Below are 16,477 nucleotides of genomic sequence, written 5' to 3'. Positions count from 1 at the left end.
AGCACTCAACGGGGTGAGGCTGTCGCCCACGTCGTGCCGTCCGTTGTGGTCAGGCGCACCTCGAGGACGTCGGACACAGCCGCGTCAAGGACGCCGCCTGCCGTGCAGACATCCGCCGTCACCACGCACGGCCCGAGGGGAACCTCGCGGGTGCCGGACGGGAGGTCCGCACCCGGGTCCGCGACATCGGGGCCGGCTCCGTCCGGGTCTGCCTCGTAGGGGTAGCGGCCGGCAGCGCCTGTACCGGCGTCTGATCCGGCGTCCGGTCCGCCGTCCGCTCCGGCGGCGACCGTGACGACGACGTCGTAGCTGGCCGCCGCCCCGGCGTCGCGGACCACCACGTACGCCCAGGACGGTTCGCCCTCGTAGAGGAAGACCGTGCCGACGGACTGCGCCGAGGTGCCCGGACCGGCGTCCGTCACGAGGTCCGCGGCCGCGAGGTAGCGGCCGTGCGCCGTGTCGAGCGTCGAGCGGTAGGAGGTGGCCAGCTCGCGGTCCGGCGCCGTTGCGAGCCACACGCTGGTGCTGCCGACGCCGATCAGGCCGACCCCCAGGGCGGTGGCGAGCACCGCGCGCCGTACCCGGTGCCGCCGGAGGGATGCCGGGCGGGTCGGCGCGGCCGGGGTGCGTAGGCCCGCCGAGCGCAGGTCCCGGCCGGACGCGAGCCGGGCGAGGACGCGCCCCTCGAAGTCCGCCGACGGGTCCCGCTCCGGGACCAGGAGGAGCAGCTCATCGGCGGCCGCGGCGAGCGACGAGAGCTCGTCACGGCAGGTCTCGCACGTGGCGAGGTGCGCCATGACGGCGCCCCGGGTGGTGCCGTCGGCGACCCCCAGCGCCACCTCGGTGAGCGCGTCGCGCAGCTCGGCGCACCGCTCGCTCGTCATGGTGTGTCCACCTCCCGCAGGCTCGTCAACTCGTCGCGCAGGTGCCGCAGCCCCAGCCGGATGCGAGTCTTCGCCGTCCCGAGCGGCACTCCGGTCCGTTCGGCGATCTCCGCGCCGCTGAGCCCGAAGACCGCGGCGAGCACCACCGCCGTCGCCTGCTCCCGCGGCACCTGCGCGAGCGCCGCGTTCACCGTGGTGCCGGTCGCCACGCGTTCGGCGAGCCGGTCGGGGTCGGCGATCGTCTCCACCATGACCATCGGGTCGACCGGGACGTCTCGCCGCACCCGGAGCACGTCGATCGCGGCGTGCCGGGCGATCGCGAGGAGCCACGTCGTCGCGCGGCCACGGCGCGGGTCGAAGGCGCCCGCATGCCGCCACGCGCGGACGAAGGTCTCCTGCGCGACCTCCTCCGCGACCGCGGGGATGCCGACCACGAACAGCGCCAACCCGTACACCCGGGCCTGGTGGCGGCGCACGAAGACGGCAGCCGCGTCAGGGTCGTCCGCGGCCATCCCGGCGAGGAGCGCCTCGTCCGATGCCGTCATGTCCTTCCCTACGTGCGAGACCCGGCTCTGGATCTCGCCTCGTGGATCTCGGTGCGTGGAATTCGCCGTCGGGCGAGAGATCCGTCCGGGTGCCTCGCCACGTAAGGACCTGTGACGGACGCCCACCACGGACGCCCGGACGGAATGACCGGACCGAGGAGGAGCCATGTTCAGACTACGGGGGCGCGGGCCCCGCGGCGTGGGACTTGTCGCCGGAGCGGCGCTGACCGTCCTGCTCGCGGCGGGTTGCGGCGGAGGCGGAACCGGCGGCGGCTACGGCGGGGGTGGTGGCAGCGGCGACGGCGGGGCGGGCGACATGACCCTCGAGATCACGTCCCCGGCGGACGGCGACGAGGTCGACGTGCCGTTCACCGTCGAGCTGAAATCCAGTGAGGAGCTCGGCCCGACCGACTCGGGCAAGGACCACGTCCACGTGTTCTTCGACGGCGACGACCAGGAGTACATGGTGGTCGAGGGGAACAGCGTCGAGGTCACCGACCTGACCGAGGGCGAGCACGAGATCGACGCGTCGCTGCGCAACGCCGACCACTCCGCCGCAGGGGTGGAGACCTCGATCACCGTGACCGTAGGGTCCGGCGGTACGGGGAGCGACTCGAACGACACCAGCGACGATGGGTACTGACCCGCGGGACGACACGGTCGAGCGCAACCGGCGTCCGGCCCGGTGGTTCCATGCCGGCGTCTACGTGACGGTCCTCGTGCTGCTGGCCACGGGGTGGTGGCTCCTGCTGGGGCAGGAGGGCAGCCCGAGCGTGCTCGCTCGCGCCACGGGAATGTCCGACGCCGACCTGCACACCGTCACCGGCTGGGTCCTCGCGGGGCTGACGGCGCTGGCCGCCGTCTTCGGCGCGCGGGGGTGGCGTACGTTCTGGCGCGAGTCCGTCCGGTTCCACCGGGGCGACGCCGCGTGGTTCCGGCGCTGGCCGGCCGCGGTCTTCACCGGACGGTTCGGGCACCACGAGGGCCGGTTCGACCCCGGGCAGCGCATCGCGAACCTGGTGCTGGTCGTGACGCTGCTCGCCCTCGTCGTGTCCGGGGTCGGGCTGGCGCTGGTCAGCGGAGGCCCGGCGTTCGTCTGGTTCGCCCAGGTGCACCGGTGGTCGACGTACGTGGTGACCCCGGTCGTCGTCGGGCACGTGGTCATCGCCTCCGGCATCCTGCCCGGGTACCGCGGCGCGTGGCGCGCGATGCACCTGGGCGGCCACCTCCGCCGAACTGATGCCACCCGCATCTGGCCGGCCTGGACCGACCGAACCCACGCCGATCGTTGAGTGCTGGGTATTTGTCGTTTTGAGCCCGCCAAACGCACAAATACCCAGCACTCAACGGTGCGGGTCGGTTATTCGACCAGCTTGCCTGCGGTCGAGACCTCCTCGGATCGGATCAGGGTGGCTATCTCCTCCGGGACCTGAGGGATGTCCTCGCGGGTCACGCCCGTGCGCGGGGACCAGACCAGGTTGACCTGGAGCGCCGGGTCGAGGTCCGGGTAGTCCGAGCGGTTGTGGCACCCGCGGGTCTCGCGGCGCTCGCGGGCGGTCTCCAGCGTGGCCCGCGCCGCGATGAGGGACGCCTTGAGGTCGAAGGCGTGCGCGAGGTCCTGGAAGCCCGCGATGTCGGGGTGCACGCCGATCTCCCGGGTGCGCGCCTCGATCTCGTCCAGCTCGCGCAGGCCGGCGACCAGCCCCTCCTCGTCCCGGACGACGCCGGCGTGCTCGGTCATCGTGTTGCGCACCGCCCGCTGCAGCGCGCGCACGTTCTCGTGCCCGTCGGCGGTCAGCAGGTCGGCGACCTCGGCGCGGGCCTGGGCCTCGGCGTCGTGCGAACGCCGCTGCGCCTCCAGGCCGGCGGAGTAGGCGGCGGCCGCGCGACCGACGATGCGCCCGAACACCAGCAGCTCGATCAGGGAGTTGCCGCCGAGGCGGTTGGCGCCGTGCAGGCCGCTGGACGCCTCGCCGATCGCGTAGAGGCCGTCGACCTCGGTGCTGTGGTCCTCGGGCCGGACCCACACGCCGCCCATGGAGTAGTGGGCGGTCGGGGCGATCTCGATGGGCTCGGCCGTGATGTCGAGCATCTGCAGCTCGAGCATCGTCTGGTAGACGCGCGGGAGGCGCGTCATGATCGTCTCGCGCGGCAGGTGGGAGACGTCGAGCCAGACGCCACCCTTCTCGGTGCCGCGCCCCTCCTTGATCTCCGTGTACGCGGCCAGGGCCACCCGGTCGCGGGTCGACAGCTCCATCCGCTCGGGGTCGTAGTTCTTCATGAACCGCTCGCCCAGGGCGTTGCGCAGGATGCCGCCCTCGCCGCGCGCCGCCTCGGAGATCAGGGTGCCCGCAGCGTTCTCGGGCTCCAGGATGCCGGACGGGTGGAACTGGACCAGCTCCGGGTCGCGCAGGCGGGCGCCGGCCTCGACGGCGAGCCGGAACGAGTCGCCGGTGTTCTCGTCGCGGCGGGACGACGTGCGGCGCCAGATGCGGTTGTGCCCGCCCGCGGCGAGGATCACGGCGTCCGCGTGGATCAGGTACGGCGTGCCGTCGTTCAGGTCGAACCCGTAGGCGCCGAAGACCGCGCCGTCGCGGGTGAGGATCCGGGTGACGTAGACCGAGTCGAGGATCGGGATGTCGAGTTGCGTTGCCCGGCCCACCAGGGACCGCTGGATCTCCAGGCCCGTGTAGTCACCCGCGAACGCGGTGCGGCGGTACGTGTGCGCGCCGAAGAACCGCTGGGAGATGCGCCCGTCGTCCTCCCGGGCGAACGCCATGCCGTACCGTTCGAGGTCCGAGATGCCCTGCGCGGCGCCCCGGGCGACGATCTCGGCCGTGTGCGGGTTGGCCAGGAAGTAGCTCTCCTTGATCGTGTCGGCGGCGTGCTGCTCCCAGCTGTCCTCGGCGTCCATGGTGCCGAGCGCGGCGTTGATCCCGCCCGCCGCGAGCGAGGTGTGGGCGTCCATGCGCGGCCGCTTGCCCAGGGCCAGCACGTCGACACCCTGTTCGGCGAGCTCGATCGCGGCGCGTAGGCCGGACCCGCCCGTCCCGATGACCAGCACTGTCGTTGAGATTCGACGTTCTGTGGTGTTCATACTTCATCCGACCACCTGCCCGACGCATTCGTGACAGGGTCCGGCTGTGATGATTTTCATCGCGTGAGATGGGTCATCAGGCGGGCCGGAGCGCCTCGTCGTCGGCCACCACCGTCACCGACGGGTGGGTCCGCAGGAACGACGCCGGGACGTCGGCGGTGACCGGCCCGCGCAGCGCGGCGTCGAGCGCCCACGCCTTGGCCGCGCCCGAGGCCACCAGGACGATCGTCGATGCCGCAAGGATCGTCGCGATCCCCTGCGTGATGGCGTGCGAGGGCACCCGGTCCGCGTCGCCCGCGAAGTAGCGGGCGTTGGCGGCGCGCGTGTCGTCGCTCAGGGCGACCACGCGAGTGCCGGAGTCGCGGCTCGAGCCGGGCTCGTTGAAGCCGATGTGGCCGTTGCGCCCGATCCCGACGACCTGCAGGCCCACGCCACCGAGGCGGCGCAGGGTGGCCTCGTAGCGGTCCGCGTCCTGCTGTGTGCTGCCGTGCGGGACGAGCACCCGGAACGCCGGGATGCCGAGCGGCCTGGCGATGTGGTTGACGACGTAGGAGTGGTACGACCGCTCGTCGGCCGGCTCGATGCCCACGTACTCGTCGAGCGCGGCGAGCGTGAGCCCCTCCGTGACCAGGCCCTCCGCCCGCAGCTCGGCGAGGGCTGCATACAGGCGGAGAGGGGACGCTCCGGTCGCGACGCCGAGCACGCCCGTCGGGTGGCTTCGGACGTGGTCGGCGACGAGCCGCGCGGCGACGACGCCCACCTCGTCCGCGGCCGCCGCGAGAACCAGGGGGCCACGGACCGGGTGGGCGCCGTCGCTCGGGGAGGGTGAGCCCGAACCTGAGACCGACGCCGCCGCCCGGGCCGAGATCGAGGCCGAGGCGTGCGTCAACCGTCCTCCCGCAGGAACAGCTCGATGACGGGGATCGCGACGTCGGGCCGCCGGACCGGGAGCTCCAGCGTCAGGGTGTCGTCGCCGATGCCGGCGGCACTGGTCATGTGCGACTCGGCGTCCGTCGACAGCACCTCCATCGGGATCTCCGAGGCGTCGTGCAGGAGCTGGGCGTACTCCACCCGCCCGGCGAGCCCGGGCAGGTGCACGGCCTCGAACGGCCAGGCGAACAGGTGCAGGTACAGGCGGTTGCCGCGCTGGGTGAAGCGGCAGTCCGGCGGCGGGGTGTACGCGCTGGGTCCGGCGCCGTGGATCGCCCGGCCGTGGTGCGACATCCACTGCCCGATGGCGCGGAGCGTGTCCACGGCCACGGGGTCCAGCTCGCCGCGGGCAGTGGGCCCGACGTTGAGCAGGAGGTTGCCGTCCTTGGCGACGGTGTCGACGAGCATCCGCAGCAGCAGGTCCGGCGACTTGGCCGTCGCGTTGTCGCGGTCGTACCCCCAGCTGCCGTTGATCGTCTGGCACGCCTCCCAGAGCGCCGGCTTGCCGCCGATGGTCGGCGGCTCCGCCGGCTGGTACTGCTCGGGCGTGATGTAGTCGCCCGGGATGCCGAGCCGGTCGTTGACCAGGATGCCCGGCTGCAGCGTCCGGACGGTCGCGAGCAGCTCCTCGCTGCCCCAGTCCCAGGGGCCCTTGCCGCCCCAGACCAGCGCCCCCTCGTGGATGTGCTCGGGGTAGGAGAAGTCGAAGAACAGCTGCTCGACCTTGCCGTACCGGGTGAGCAGCTCGGCGACCTGGGCGTGCAGGTACTGGCGGTACTGGGTGATGTCGCGCGCCTGGGCCCGCGCGACGGCGTCGTCGCGCAGGGGGTGCAGCCCGTCGATCGGGAACTGCGGGTGGTGCCAGTCGATGAGCGAGTGGTACATGCCGACGCCGAGGCCGCGCTCCCGGAACGCCTCGGTGATCGGTCCGATCAGGTCGTGCCGCCACGGCGTCGAGGTGACCGAGAAGTCGGTGTCCTGCTCCGTCTCCCACAGGCAGAAGCCCTCGTGGTGCTTCGTGGTCACCACGACGTACTTCATCCCGGCGTCGGCGGCAAGCTCGGCCCACTCCGCGGGGTCGAAGAGGTCCGGCTCGAAGTGCTCGAGGTACTGCTGGTACTCGGCGTCGGGCGTCCGCTCGCGGTTCCGCATCCACTCGTTGCGGGCCGCGAGCGAGTACAGCCCCCAGTGGATGAACATCCCGAAGCGTCGCTCACGCATCCGGTCGACGGCCTCTGCGCGCAGTGCGTCGTCGTCAAGTGCGCCGTCAAGTGCGTCGCCGTGTATAGAGGTGGTCATCGGATGGCGCCCTTCGCGATGTCGCCGATGAACTGGCGCGCGCCGAACAGGAAGACCACCAGGAGGGGCACGGTCGCCAGGAGCGCGCCGGCCATGATCATCCCGTAGTCCTGGCCGAACGCCGACTGGAGCTGCGACAGCGCCACCTGGAGCGTGATCCGGTGCGGGTCCGTCAGGATCGTCAGGGGCCACAGGTAGTCGTTCCACGTCCCGATGAACGTGAAGAGCCCGAGGAACCCCAGCCCCGGGCGGATGAGCGGCAGGCACACGGTCACGTACTGGCGCATGAAGCCCCCGCCGTCGAGCACGCAGGCGTCCATGAGCTCGTCCGGGACCGCGGACTTGACGTACTGGCGGAGCCAGAAGATCCCGAACGCGTTGGCCGCCGCGGGGACGATGAGCGCCTGCAGGTGCCCGACCCAGCCGAGGTTCACCATCGTGATGAACTGCGGGATGATCGCGAGCTGCATCGGCAGCATGAACGTCACGAGGACCGCCGTGAACAGCGCGTCGCGACCCGGGAACTCGAACTTCGCGAAGGCGAACGCCGCCAGCGAGTCGAAGAAGAGCACCAGGAAGGTCACCGCGAGCGCGACGAACAGGGTGTTGAGCAGCGGGGCGACGAAGTCGATCTTGTCGAAGACCGCTCCGATGTTCTCGATCAGGTGGCTGCCGGGCAGGAGCTTGGGCGGCGACTTGTAGATGTCGCTCGTCGTGTTGCTCGCGATGACGAGGAGCCAGTAGAGGGGAAAGACCGACAGGAGCGCGCCGGACCCGAGCATGAGGTAGAGCCCGAGCTGGCGGCGTCGGCGGCTGCCGGGGGACGGCGCCAGGCGCGCGATGCGGACCGGTCCCAGGGGTCGTGGCGAGGCGAGGATGCTCATCAGCGTGTGGGGTCCTCTCTCTTCACGCTGTAACGCCAGCTGATGATCACGAAGACGAGGACGATGAGGAAGATCCCCCACGCGATCGAGGCGCCGTAGCCGAACTTGTTGTGGCTGAATGCCTGTTGGTAGAAGTACAGGACCATCGTGAGGCCGCCCTGCCCGGCCCCTCCGCTGTTCGGGTTGGTCGTGCTGGGGCCGCTGGTGAGCACCTGAGCCTCGGTGAAGCTCTGCAGCCCCGTGATGGTGGAGACGATGAGGACGAAGATGAGCGTCGGCCGCAGCAGGGGGAGCGTGATGGAGAAGAAGGTCCGCACCGGGCCGGCGCCGTCCACCTTGGCCGCCTCGTAGACCTCGCTGTCGATGGACTGCATGCCCGCGAGGAAGATGATCGCGTTGTACCCGGTCCATTGGTACGTGATCAGGATGGAGATGGTGAGCTGGATGCCTAACGGTGAGGACAGCCATGCGACGTCAGGCAGGCCGAGGGCGTTGAGGAGCGCGTTCGCGAGCCCGAACGACTTGCCGAAGATCGCCCCGAAGAGGATCGCCATCGCCACCACCGACGTGATGTTCGGGATGAAGTAGGCGATCCGCAGCGTCGTGCTGTAGCGCACGGCGTTGTTGAGCAGGGCGGCGACGACGAGCGCGATGATCATCATCGGGATCGTCGAGAGGGCGAAGATGATGAACGTGTTGCGGACGGAGAGCCAGAACGTGTCGTCGGTCGCCAGCCGCACGTAGTTGTCGAGGCCTACCCACTCGGGAGAGCCCAGGCCGTTCCACTTCTGGAACGACAGGACGAGGGAGTAGAGCGTCGGATAGAGGCCGAAGCTCAGGAAGAGGATGAAGAACGGCGCGATCGCGACGTACGCGGGCCAGGCGCGTAGGGCGCGACGCCGGCGGGAGCGCACCGAGGTGTGCGCCCCCGCCGACACCGGAGGGGCTGTGAGCATCACGCGGACTCCAGAGCCTCCTTGGCCGCCGCGACTGCGTCGGCCCAGGCCTGCTCAGGATCCTTGCCCGCCGTCTCCACGTTCGAGAGCTCCGTGTAGTACGGGGCGGCGACCTCGTTGTCGAGCGGGCTGTTGTACACGGTCGGCATGTTCTCCGAGGCCTTTTCGAACACGGACACGGTGTCCTGGCCGCCGAAGAAGTCGTCGCCGTCGTGCATGGCGGGCTCGTCGAGGGCCGTGGTGCGGGCCGGGAAGTTGCCGGTCTCGGTGTACATGACGGCCTCGTTCTCGGGGCTCAGGAGCTCCTTGATGACCTTGAGCGCCGCTTCCTTGTCCTTGGTCGCGGCCGGGATCGTCAGGAACGAGCCACCGATGTTCGCGGGACCCCCGGGCATCTGGGTGACCCGCCACTTGCCGGAGGTGTCGGCCGCGTTGCTCTTGATGTCGCCGGCGTACCACGCCGCACCGCTGAGCGTCGGCAGCTTGCCCGCGTTGACGGCGGAGGCCCAGTCCGGGCTGCCGTCGCCGATGCCGGCCACCAGCCCGCGGTCCCACGCCTCGATGGAGAGGTCCCAGGCATTGCGCACGGCGTCGCTCTCGCCGAGGAACTCACCGTCGGGGCTGACGAACTTGGTCTCGCTCTGGCCCATCACCTTGCCGAAGAAGCCGCCGAGGGAGACCTCGAGGTACGAGTCCGGGTCCGCCTTCTGGAGCTCCTCGCCGAACTTGAAGTAGTCCTCATAGGTCGCGGTCGCCGCCCCGACCTCGTCCGGGTCGGTCGGCAGGCCCGCCTTCTTCAGGATGTCCTCGCGGTAGAACAGGCCGGCCGGGCCGATGTCGATCGGCAGGCCGAGCAGCTTGCCGTCCGGGGTCGTGGCCTCGGCGAGCTTCCACTCCGGGAACTCCCCGACGATGTCGTCGATGTCGAGCGTGTTCAGGTCGGTGAACAGGTCCGGGTCCTGGAGGAAGAAGGGCATGTCCTCGCCCTTGACGCCGGTGATGTCGGGGATGTCGGCGCCGGCGGTGAAGCTGGTGAGCAGCTTCTGCTTGAAGTCGTCGCCGATGACGGACGTCTCGAGGCCGGGGGTGTCGTCCGTGACCGTCTTGACGACGGTGTCGCTGAGGCCACCCGGCCAGATCCACATCGTCAGGGATCCGTCGGAGGCGGGCTCATCGTCCGAGCCGACCGGGTCGCTGGTGCACGCCGCCAGGCCGAGGGCCAGGGTCGTGATCGCCGCGTACACGACGACCTGGGGGCGGCCGCGTGAAGTGCTGATTCTCATCGTGGTTCTTCTCTCCATGTTCGGTCGAGCTGTTCGGTGGAGCTGTTGGGGGGTCGCAGGGAGGTGGGGGTCGGAAAGCGGGGGGAGGCGACGCCGCTCAGGGCACGGCGTCACGGACGAAGGCGAACCGCGCCGGGTCGGCGGCGGAGGGGTGCTCGTCGAGCCAGCGGACGAGGCCGGCCCGGGTGGGGGCGGTGCCGGCGCCGCCGGGACGGGAGACCGTGATCGCGGCGGCGAGCGCCGCGAAGTCGACGCGCTCGCGCAGCGTCCAGCCGGTGAGCGACGCCACCGCGAGGGCGCCGACGAACACGTCGCCGGCACCCGTGACGTCGACGGCGTCGACCGGGACCGCCTCGACGTGGACCCGCTCGCCGGTCTCGGCGTCGAGGGCGAGGACGCCGCGGGCGCCGAGCGTGACCACGCTGAGCGGCACGCGCGTGGCCAGCGCCTCCAGGGCGTGCTCGGGGGTGTCGGTCCGCGTGAACGCCATGGCCTCGCCGTCGTTCGGGACGAAGGCGTAGCAGCCGTCGAGCCCGTCGAGGATCGTGGTGTCCCAGGCTCCGCTGTCGTCCCAGCCCAGGTCGGCGAACACCTTCGTGCCGCGGTCGACGAGCGGGCGGACGACGTCGTGCGTGGTGTCGTCGACGTGGACGATGGCGACGCGGGGGCGGACGTCGGCGCCCAGGATCTCGCCGAGGTCCCGCGGAGCGGGTGTGCCGCCGGTGACGAGGGCGCGGTCGCCGTCGAAACCGAGCGAGGCCGTGACCGGCAGTGCCCACCCGGCGACGGTGTGGAGCCCCGAGGTGTCGATGCCCTCGCGCTCCAGGAGACCCGCGCACAGCGTGCTGAGCGGGTCGTCGCCGACGACGGCGCTGATCGCCGTCGACGCCCCGAGCCGTGCCGAGACGACGGCCATGTTGGCGATCCCGCCCGGCCCCCAGCCGAAGTCGGTGGTCCAGGCCTCCTCGCCGGGGCGCGGGCTGTGACCCAGGCCGGCGAAGACGACGTCGAGGAAGAGCTGGCCCACCGTGAGGGTGTCCACCTGGGCGCCCGTCGGGACGTGTGGTTCCGACTGACGCGCTTCAGGGCCGGGCACCCCAGGTCGCGGGCTCGTCCGAGCCGGTCCCTCGGGTGCGTCCAGCGCGCCGCGTTTCATGGCCACAGTCCTCCTCGGTGGGGCACATGCGTCCGTAAGGAATAGCACGAGTCTGCGCGCCGCTGGTGGGTTTTGATTGTTACAGTTTAGTAAATGAGCGAAATTGAGCGATCGTGGTAGCGTGCTCCGCGTGAGAGATATGCGTGAGCGAGTCATCCTGGATCACCTGCGCAAGACCGGAGCGGCGACCGTGGGCGAGCTCGCCTCGGTGACGGGGTCGAGCGTCGCGACCATCCGCCGCGACCTGCAGCAGCTCGACCAGGCGGGAACCATCCGGCGCGCCCACGGCGGCGCCGTGCTCGCCGAGGAGGACGCTCCGTTCGCCAGCGTCGAGCCGGTCAACCGCGAGGCGAAGCAACGCATCGCCGCGCGTGCGGCCGAGCTGGTCGAGGACGGCGAGTCGGTGCTCCTGGACATCGGGACGACCACCCTGCAGCTCGCGCGCCTGCTGCACGCCCGGCACGTCACCGTCATCACCCCGAGCCTCGCGATCTACGAGGCGCTGCGGGACAGCCGCAGCGTGCACCTCGTGATGCTGCCGGGGGACTACGACCCGGTGTACCAGTCGGTCTCGGGCCCGCTGACCACCGAGTGCCTGCGGATGATCCGCGCGGACCGCACGTTCCTGGGCGTGAGCGGGGTGTCCGACACGGGCGACCTGCGCGACACCACGATGGCCCAGGTGCCCATCAAGCAGGCGATGGCCGAGGTCTCCGTCGAGACCACCGTGCTCGCCGACCACAGCAAGTTCCCGGGCACCGGCCTCGGCCGCATCAAGCTTCCGCCCAACGTTGCGCGGTTCATCACGGACGCGGACGTCTCCGGGCAGGTGTCGAGCGCCCTCGCCGCTCAGCAGGTGGAGGTTGTCGTCGCATGAGACTGACCATCATCGGTGGCGGCGGGTTCCGTACGCCGCTCGTCTACGCCGCCCTGCTGCGCGACCGCGCGCCCGGGCGGGTGACGTCGGTGGCGCTGGTCGACACCGACGCGGACCGCCTGCGGACGATGGCCCGCATCCTGGCCACCCAGGCCGAGGGCGTGGCAGACGCCCCGGTCGTGACCACCCACACGGACCTGGCCGAGGGCCTGCGGGGGGCCGACTTCGTGTTCTCGGCCATCCGCGTCGGGGGCATCGAGGGCCGGGCGCACGACGAGACCATCGGCCTGGCGCACGGGGTGATCGGGCAGGAGACGGTGGGCTTCGGCGGCATCTCCTACGCCCTGCGGACGCTGCCGACGGTCATGCACCTGGCCGAGGTCGTCCAGCGGGTGGCGCCGGACGCCTGGGTCATCAACTTCACGAACCCCGCGGGCCTGGTCACCGAGGCCATGGCGCAGGTGCTCGGGGGCAGGGTCATCGGCATCTGCGACTCGCCGATCGGGCTGGCCCGCCGTGCGCTCTCCGCGCTGGGCCTGCCTGCCGGCCCGAACGTCGAGGTGGACTACGCCGGGCTCAACCATCTGGGCTGGGTGACCGGCCTGCGGGTCGACGGCGTCGACCGCCTGCCCGAGCTGCTGAGGCGGCCGGACAGGATCGAGGCCTTCGAGGAGGGCCGGCTGTTCGGCGCCGACTGGATCCAGAACCTGGGCGTGCTGCCGAACGAGTACCTGCACTACTACTCCTACCGGCGCGAGGTGCTCCACTCCGACCAGCTCGCCTCGCACACGCGGGCCCGCTACCTGCTGGAGCAGCAGACCGCCTTCTGGTCCGACGCGCACGGCGCGGCGGACCCGCTCGCCGTCTGGGAGGCCGCGCGGCTCGACCGCGAGGCCACGTACATGGCGACCAGCCGGGAGTCCGTCGGCATGGGGGAGCGCAACGCGGACGACCTGGTCTCCGGGGGCTACGAGAACGTGGCGATCGCGCTGATGCGCGGCATCGCGTACGACGAGCACTCGCGCCTCATCCTCAATGTCCCCAACGGGGGCACGATCCCCTGGCTGGACGACGACGCCGTCGTCGAGGTGCCCTGCGTCGTCGACGCCGCCGGCGCGCACCCGATCCCGGGCGCCCAGGTGCCGGCCTTCGGCCGCGGGCTCGTGACGACGGTCAAGTACGTCGAGCGCGAGACCATCCAGGCCGGGATCGGCGGCTCGCGCGCGGCCGCGCTGCGCGCCCTGGCCCACCACCCGCTCGTCGACTCCGTCCGCGTGGCCGACGCCCTGCTCGACAGCGCCCGCGCCACGTTCCCCGAGCTGTCCTACCTCTCCTAGCACTCTCCTAGCACCAGGAGCCAGACACCGTGCACCAGAACCAGAAGCTCGTCGAGGAGCGCATCCACCGCGTGCTCACCGAGCGGATCACCCCGGCCTGCTACTCGGCCCGCACGCCCGTGACCCTCTCCGCGTGGGAGGTGCCCGACGAGCCGGTCCCGGTCGCCGAGGCGCTGCGCGCGACGTACACGGACTTCGCCGTCGGGACCCCGTGGGGGCGGCCGTGGTCGACCTGGTGGTTCCAGGTCACCGGGACCGTGCCCGACGCATGGGCGGGGCGGACCGTCGAGCTGGTCGTCGACCCCGGATTCCAGGGCGACTGGCCGGGCAACCAGGCCGAGGGCCTGGTGTTCACGCCCGACGGCGTCCCGGTCAAGGGCATCCACCCGCGCAACATGTACGTCCCGATCGCGGACGTCGCAGCGGGCGGCGAGCGGGTGCACTTCTTCCTGGAGGCCGCCGCCAACCCGGACATCCTCAAGAACGACTTCGTGCCCACGGTCTACGGGGAGAAGTCGACTGCCCCGGCGGACCCGGTCTACACGTTCGCGACCGCCGAGCTTGCCGTGCTCGAGCCCGAGGTGTGGGCGCTGCGGTTCGACGTCGAGGTGCTCTACCAGCTCGTCAAGGAGCTGCCCGAGACCGAGCCGCGCCGGCACGAGGTGCTGCGCGCCCTCGAACGGGCGCTCGACGTGCTCCTGCTGGACGACATCGTCGGGACGGCGGCCGCGGCCCGGGCCCAGCTCGCCGACGTGCTCGCGCGGCCGGCGAACGCGTCCGCGCACGTGCTCAGCGCCGTCGGGCACGCGCACATCGACACGGCGTGGCTGTGGCCGATCCGGGAGACCAAGCGCAAGGTCGGCCGGACGTTCTCCAACGTCCTCGCGCTGGCCGAGCGGTACCCGGACTTCCGGTTCGCGGCGTCGTCGGCGCAGCAGTACGCGTGGATCAAGGAGCGGTACCCCGACACCTGGCGGGGGATCAAGGCCGCCGTCGAGCGGGGCCAGTGGTTCGTCGTCGGCTCGCAATGGATCGAGCCCGACGGGAACCTTCCGGGCGGCGAGGCGATGGTGCGCCAGCTCACGCAGGGCATGCGCTTCTTCGAGCGCGAGCTCGGCGTCACGACCAAGGGCATCTGGATGCCCGACTCCTTCGGCTACACCGCCGCGTTCCCGCAGGTCGCCAAGCTGGCGGGTATCGAGTGGTTCCTCACGCAGAAGATCTCGTGGAACCAGACGAACACCTTCCCGCACCACACCTTCTGGTGGGAGGGGATCGACGGCAGCCGCGTGTTCACGCACTTCCCGCCCGCCGACACGTACAACTCGACGCTCGAGGGCGAGGAGATCCACCACGCCGTCCGCGAGTTCCGCGAGAAGGGCAAGGCCACGACGTCGCTCGTGCCGTTCGGCTACGGCGACGGCGGCGGCGGGCCGATCCGCGAGATGATGGAGCGCCAGCGCCGCGTCGCGGACCTCGAGGGCTCGCCGCGGGTCCAGATCGAGAGCCCCGACGAGTTCTTCGCCCGCGCACGGGCCGAGTACGAGGACGCGCCCGTCTGGGTCGGGGAGCTCTACCTCGAGCTGCACCGCGGCACGTTCACCTCGCACGCCCGGGAGAAGCGCGGCAACCGGCTGGTCGAGCACCGGCTGCGGGAGGCGGAGCTGTGGTGGACGGCGGCTGCTCTCCAGGGCGCCGACTACCCCTACGACGCGTTCGACCGGCTGTGGCAGACCACGCTCCTGCAGCAGTTCCACGACATCCTGCCGGGCTCGTCGATCGCCTGGGTGCACCGGGAGAACGAGGCGGAGTACGGCCAGAGCTTCGCGATGCTCGACGAGCTGCTGGACCACGCGCTCAAGCACCTCGAGGCGGAGGGCACGGTCGTCAACGCGGCCGACCACGCACGCGTCGAGCTGGTGCTCGACGAGCACGGCGACCCGGCCGGCCTGGTGAGCGTGCCGGGTCACGGGCTGGCCTCCTTCGAGCCGCTCGAGCCCGCGCAGCCCGTGACGGCCGAGCGCGACGGCGGCGACGTCGTCCTGCGCAACGACCTGGTCCGGGTACGCATCGACGAGCGCGGTCTCGTGACGTCGATCGTCGACCTGCGCGCCGGCCGCGAGCTCGTGCCCGCGGGCCGCGCGGCCAACCTGCTCCAGCTCCACCAGGACCTCCCGAACGCGTGGGACGCCTGGGACATCGACGCGCACTACCGGCACACCGTGCGCGACCTCGTCGAGGTCGAGTCGATCGAGGTCGTCGAGGACGGCCCCCTGCGCGCACGGGTCGAGGTCGTGCGCACGTTCGGGGCCTCCCACGTGACCCAGCGGATCTCCCTGCACGCCGACGACGCCCGCGTCCACCTCGAGGCGGAGCTGGACTGGCACGAGGGGGAAAAGCTGCTCAAGGCGTCGCTGCCCTTCGTCGTCCACGCGCAGCACCACTCGGCGGAGATCCAGTTCGGGCACCTGCGCCGTCCGACGCACACGAACACGTCCTGGGAGGACGCGCGGTTCGAGGTCGTGGCGCACCGGTGGGTGCACGTCGAGGAGCCGGGGTACGGCATCGGCGTCGTCAACGCCGGGACGTACGGCCACGACATCACCCGCCGGGTCGGCGAGGACGGCCAGGTCGAGACCGAGGTCCGCCTGAGCCTCGTGCGGGCCGCGAAGTCGCCGGACCCGACCCAGGACCAGGGGCATCACCTCTTCGCCTACGCGGTCGTGCCCGGTGCGTCCGTGAGCGACGCGGTCGCGGCCGGCTACGAGATGAACCTGCCGCTGCGCCTCGCCGCGGGCACGGCCGTGCGCCGCGCCGAGCCGTGGAGCGTGGTGTCGAGCTCGGACCCGGGCGTGCGGATCGAGGCGGTCAAGCTGGCCGACGACCGGTCGGGCGACGTCGTCGTGCGCGTCTACGAGGCTCTCGGGCGCCGCGCCTCGGCCACGCTGACTGCCGGGTTCGACGTCGCGGACGTCTCCGAGGTCGGCCTCGGCGAGCGGCCGCTGTCCGCGGGCATGCCCCGCGCACGCTCGCTCGACGTCGCCGGGCGCTCGATCACGCTGGGGCTGCGCCCCTTCCAGATCGTGACGCTGCGCCTCGCCCGCGGCGTCGTCCACCCCTGACGCGTGCGCGGGTCGAGCTTGTCGAGACCCGGGGGAGAAAACCCCGGCCCGCCCCACCCAACCGGGACCCGGGCACCCCCGCGGCGCCCCCCCGAGGGGGGGCGCCC

At 71.5% G+C, this 16,477-nt stretch carries 14 protein-coding genes; 5 read left to right on the top strand and 9 right to left on the bottom strand.

All coding sequences use genetic code 11. From position 1 onward, the window contains the following. Positions 1–5: 5 nt before the first annotated feature. Both ACFT2C_RS19040 and ACFT2C_RS19035 read right to left on the bottom strand, forming a co-directional pair. Positions 6–884 carry a zf-HC2 domain-containing protein gene (locus ACFT2C_RS19040; protein ID WP_377208641.1) on the bottom strand — a complete coding sequence of 293 codons (879 nt, stop codon included), beginning with the start codon at positions 882–884 and terminating at the stop codon, positions 6–8. After that, a complete protein-coding gene (locus tag ACFT2C_RS19035) occupies positions 881–1,429 on the bottom strand; it encodes an RNA polymerase sigma factor (protein ID WP_377208640.1) in 549 nt (182 codons plus the stop codon). The genes ACFT2C_RS19040 and ACFT2C_RS19035 overlap by 4 nt, the downstream gene beginning before the upstream one ends. A gap of 166 nt (positions 1,430–1,595) precedes the next feature. Here ACFT2C_RS19035 and ACFT2C_RS19030 point away from each other — a divergent pair, with 166 nt between their 5' ends. Both ACFT2C_RS19030 and ACFT2C_RS19025 read left to right on the top strand, forming a co-directional pair. Then, positions 1,596–2,072: a hypothetical protein gene (locus tag ACFT2C_RS19030; protein ID WP_377208639.1), complete on the top strand. Its 477-nt coding sequence runs from the start codon at positions 1,596–1,598 to the stop codon at positions 2,070–2,072. After that, on the top strand, positions 2,062–2,721 hold the full coding sequence (locus ACFT2C_RS19025; RefSeq protein ID WP_377208638.1) for a cytochrome b/b6 domain-containing protein: 660 nt from the start codon (positions 2,062–2,064) through the stop codon (positions 2,719–2,721). The genes ACFT2C_RS19030 and ACFT2C_RS19025 overlap by 11 nt, the downstream gene beginning before the upstream one ends. A 68-nt stretch (positions 2,722–2,789) precedes the next feature. On the opposite strand, the gene ACFT2C_RS19020 is transcribed toward ACFT2C_RS19025, so the two are convergent. The 7 genes from ACFT2C_RS19020 to ACFT2C_RS18990 form a co-directional block, all read right to left on the bottom strand. Beyond that, the gene (locus ACFT2C_RS19020) at positions 2,790–4,526 is read right to left on the bottom strand and encodes an L-aspartate oxidase (protein ID WP_377208637.1); all 1,737 of its coding nucleotides are present in this window, start codon (positions 4,524–4,526) and stop codon (positions 2,790–2,792) included. A gap of 76 nt (positions 4,527–4,602) precedes the next feature. Then, positions 4,603–5,415: a glucosamine-6-phosphate deaminase gene (locus ACFT2C_RS19015; RefSeq protein WP_377208636.1), complete on the bottom strand. Its 813-nt coding sequence runs from the start codon at positions 5,413–5,415 to the stop codon at positions 4,603–4,605. Then, the gene (locus ACFT2C_RS19010) at positions 5,412–6,755 is read right to left on the bottom strand and encodes an alpha-L-fucosidase (protein ID WP_377208635.1); all 1,344 of its coding nucleotides are present in this window, start codon (positions 6,753–6,755) and stop codon (positions 5,412–5,414) included. The genes ACFT2C_RS19015 and ACFT2C_RS19010 overlap by 4 nt, the downstream gene beginning before the upstream one ends. Then, positions 6,752–7,639: a carbohydrate ABC transporter permease gene (locus ACFT2C_RS19005; protein WP_377208634.1), complete on the bottom strand. Its 888-nt coding sequence runs from the start codon at positions 7,637–7,639 to the stop codon at positions 6,752–6,754. Before ACFT2C_RS19005 ends, ACFT2C_RS19010 begins: the two co-directional genes overlap by 4 nt. Further along, positions 7,639–8,595 carry a carbohydrate ABC transporter permease gene (locus tag ACFT2C_RS19000; RefSeq protein ID WP_377208633.1) on the bottom strand — a complete coding sequence of 319 codons (957 nt, stop codon included), beginning with the start codon at positions 8,593–8,595 and terminating at the stop codon, positions 7,639–7,641. Before ACFT2C_RS19000 ends, ACFT2C_RS19005 begins: the two co-directional genes overlap by 1 nt. After that, entirely contained in the window at positions 8,595–9,878 is a 1,284-nt protein-coding gene (locus ACFT2C_RS18995) for an ABC transporter substrate-binding protein (protein WP_377208632.1), read from the bottom strand. The genes ACFT2C_RS19000 and ACFT2C_RS18995 overlap by 1 nt, the downstream gene beginning before the upstream one ends. Before the next feature lie 97 nt (positions 9,879–9,975). Next, positions 9,976–10,920 (bottom strand): carbohydrate kinase family protein, encoded by a 945-nt coding sequence (locus ACFT2C_RS18990; RefSeq protein WP_377208631.1) that lies wholly within the window; start codon positions 10,918–10,920, stop codon positions 9,976–9,978. A 253-nt stretch (positions 10,921–11,173) separates the two neighbouring features. On the opposite strand from ACFT2C_RS18990, the gene ACFT2C_RS18985 reads away from it, so the two are divergent. From ACFT2C_RS18985 to ACFT2C_RS18975, 3 genes are read left to right on the top strand one after another with little or no spacing between them, the layout of a single operon-like run. Continuing rightward, entirely contained in the window at positions 11,174–11,911 is a 738-nt protein-coding gene (locus ACFT2C_RS18985; RefSeq protein WP_377208675.1) for a DeoR/GlpR family DNA-binding transcription regulator, read from the top strand. After that, positions 11,908–13,248 (top strand): 6-phospho-beta-glucosidase, encoded by a 1,341-nt coding sequence (locus ACFT2C_RS18980; RefSeq protein ID WP_377208630.1) that lies wholly within the window; start codon positions 11,908–11,910, stop codon positions 13,246–13,248. The genes ACFT2C_RS18985 and ACFT2C_RS18980 overlap by 4 nt, the downstream gene beginning before the upstream one ends. A 29-nt stretch (positions 13,249–13,277) precedes the next feature. Next, a complete protein-coding gene (locus ACFT2C_RS18975; protein ID WP_377208629.1) occupies positions 13,278–16,370 on the top strand; it encodes an alpha-mannosidase in 3,093 nt (1,030 codons plus the stop codon). Positions 16,371–16,477: the final 107 nt, after the last annotated feature.

This window comes from Promicromonospora sp. NPDC057138, assembly GCF_042670845.1.
Classification (GTDB): Bacteria; Actinomycetota; Actinomycetes; order Actinomycetales; family Cellulomonadaceae; genus Promicromonospora.
This window is presented reverse-complemented; position numbering and strand designations above follow the sequence as displayed.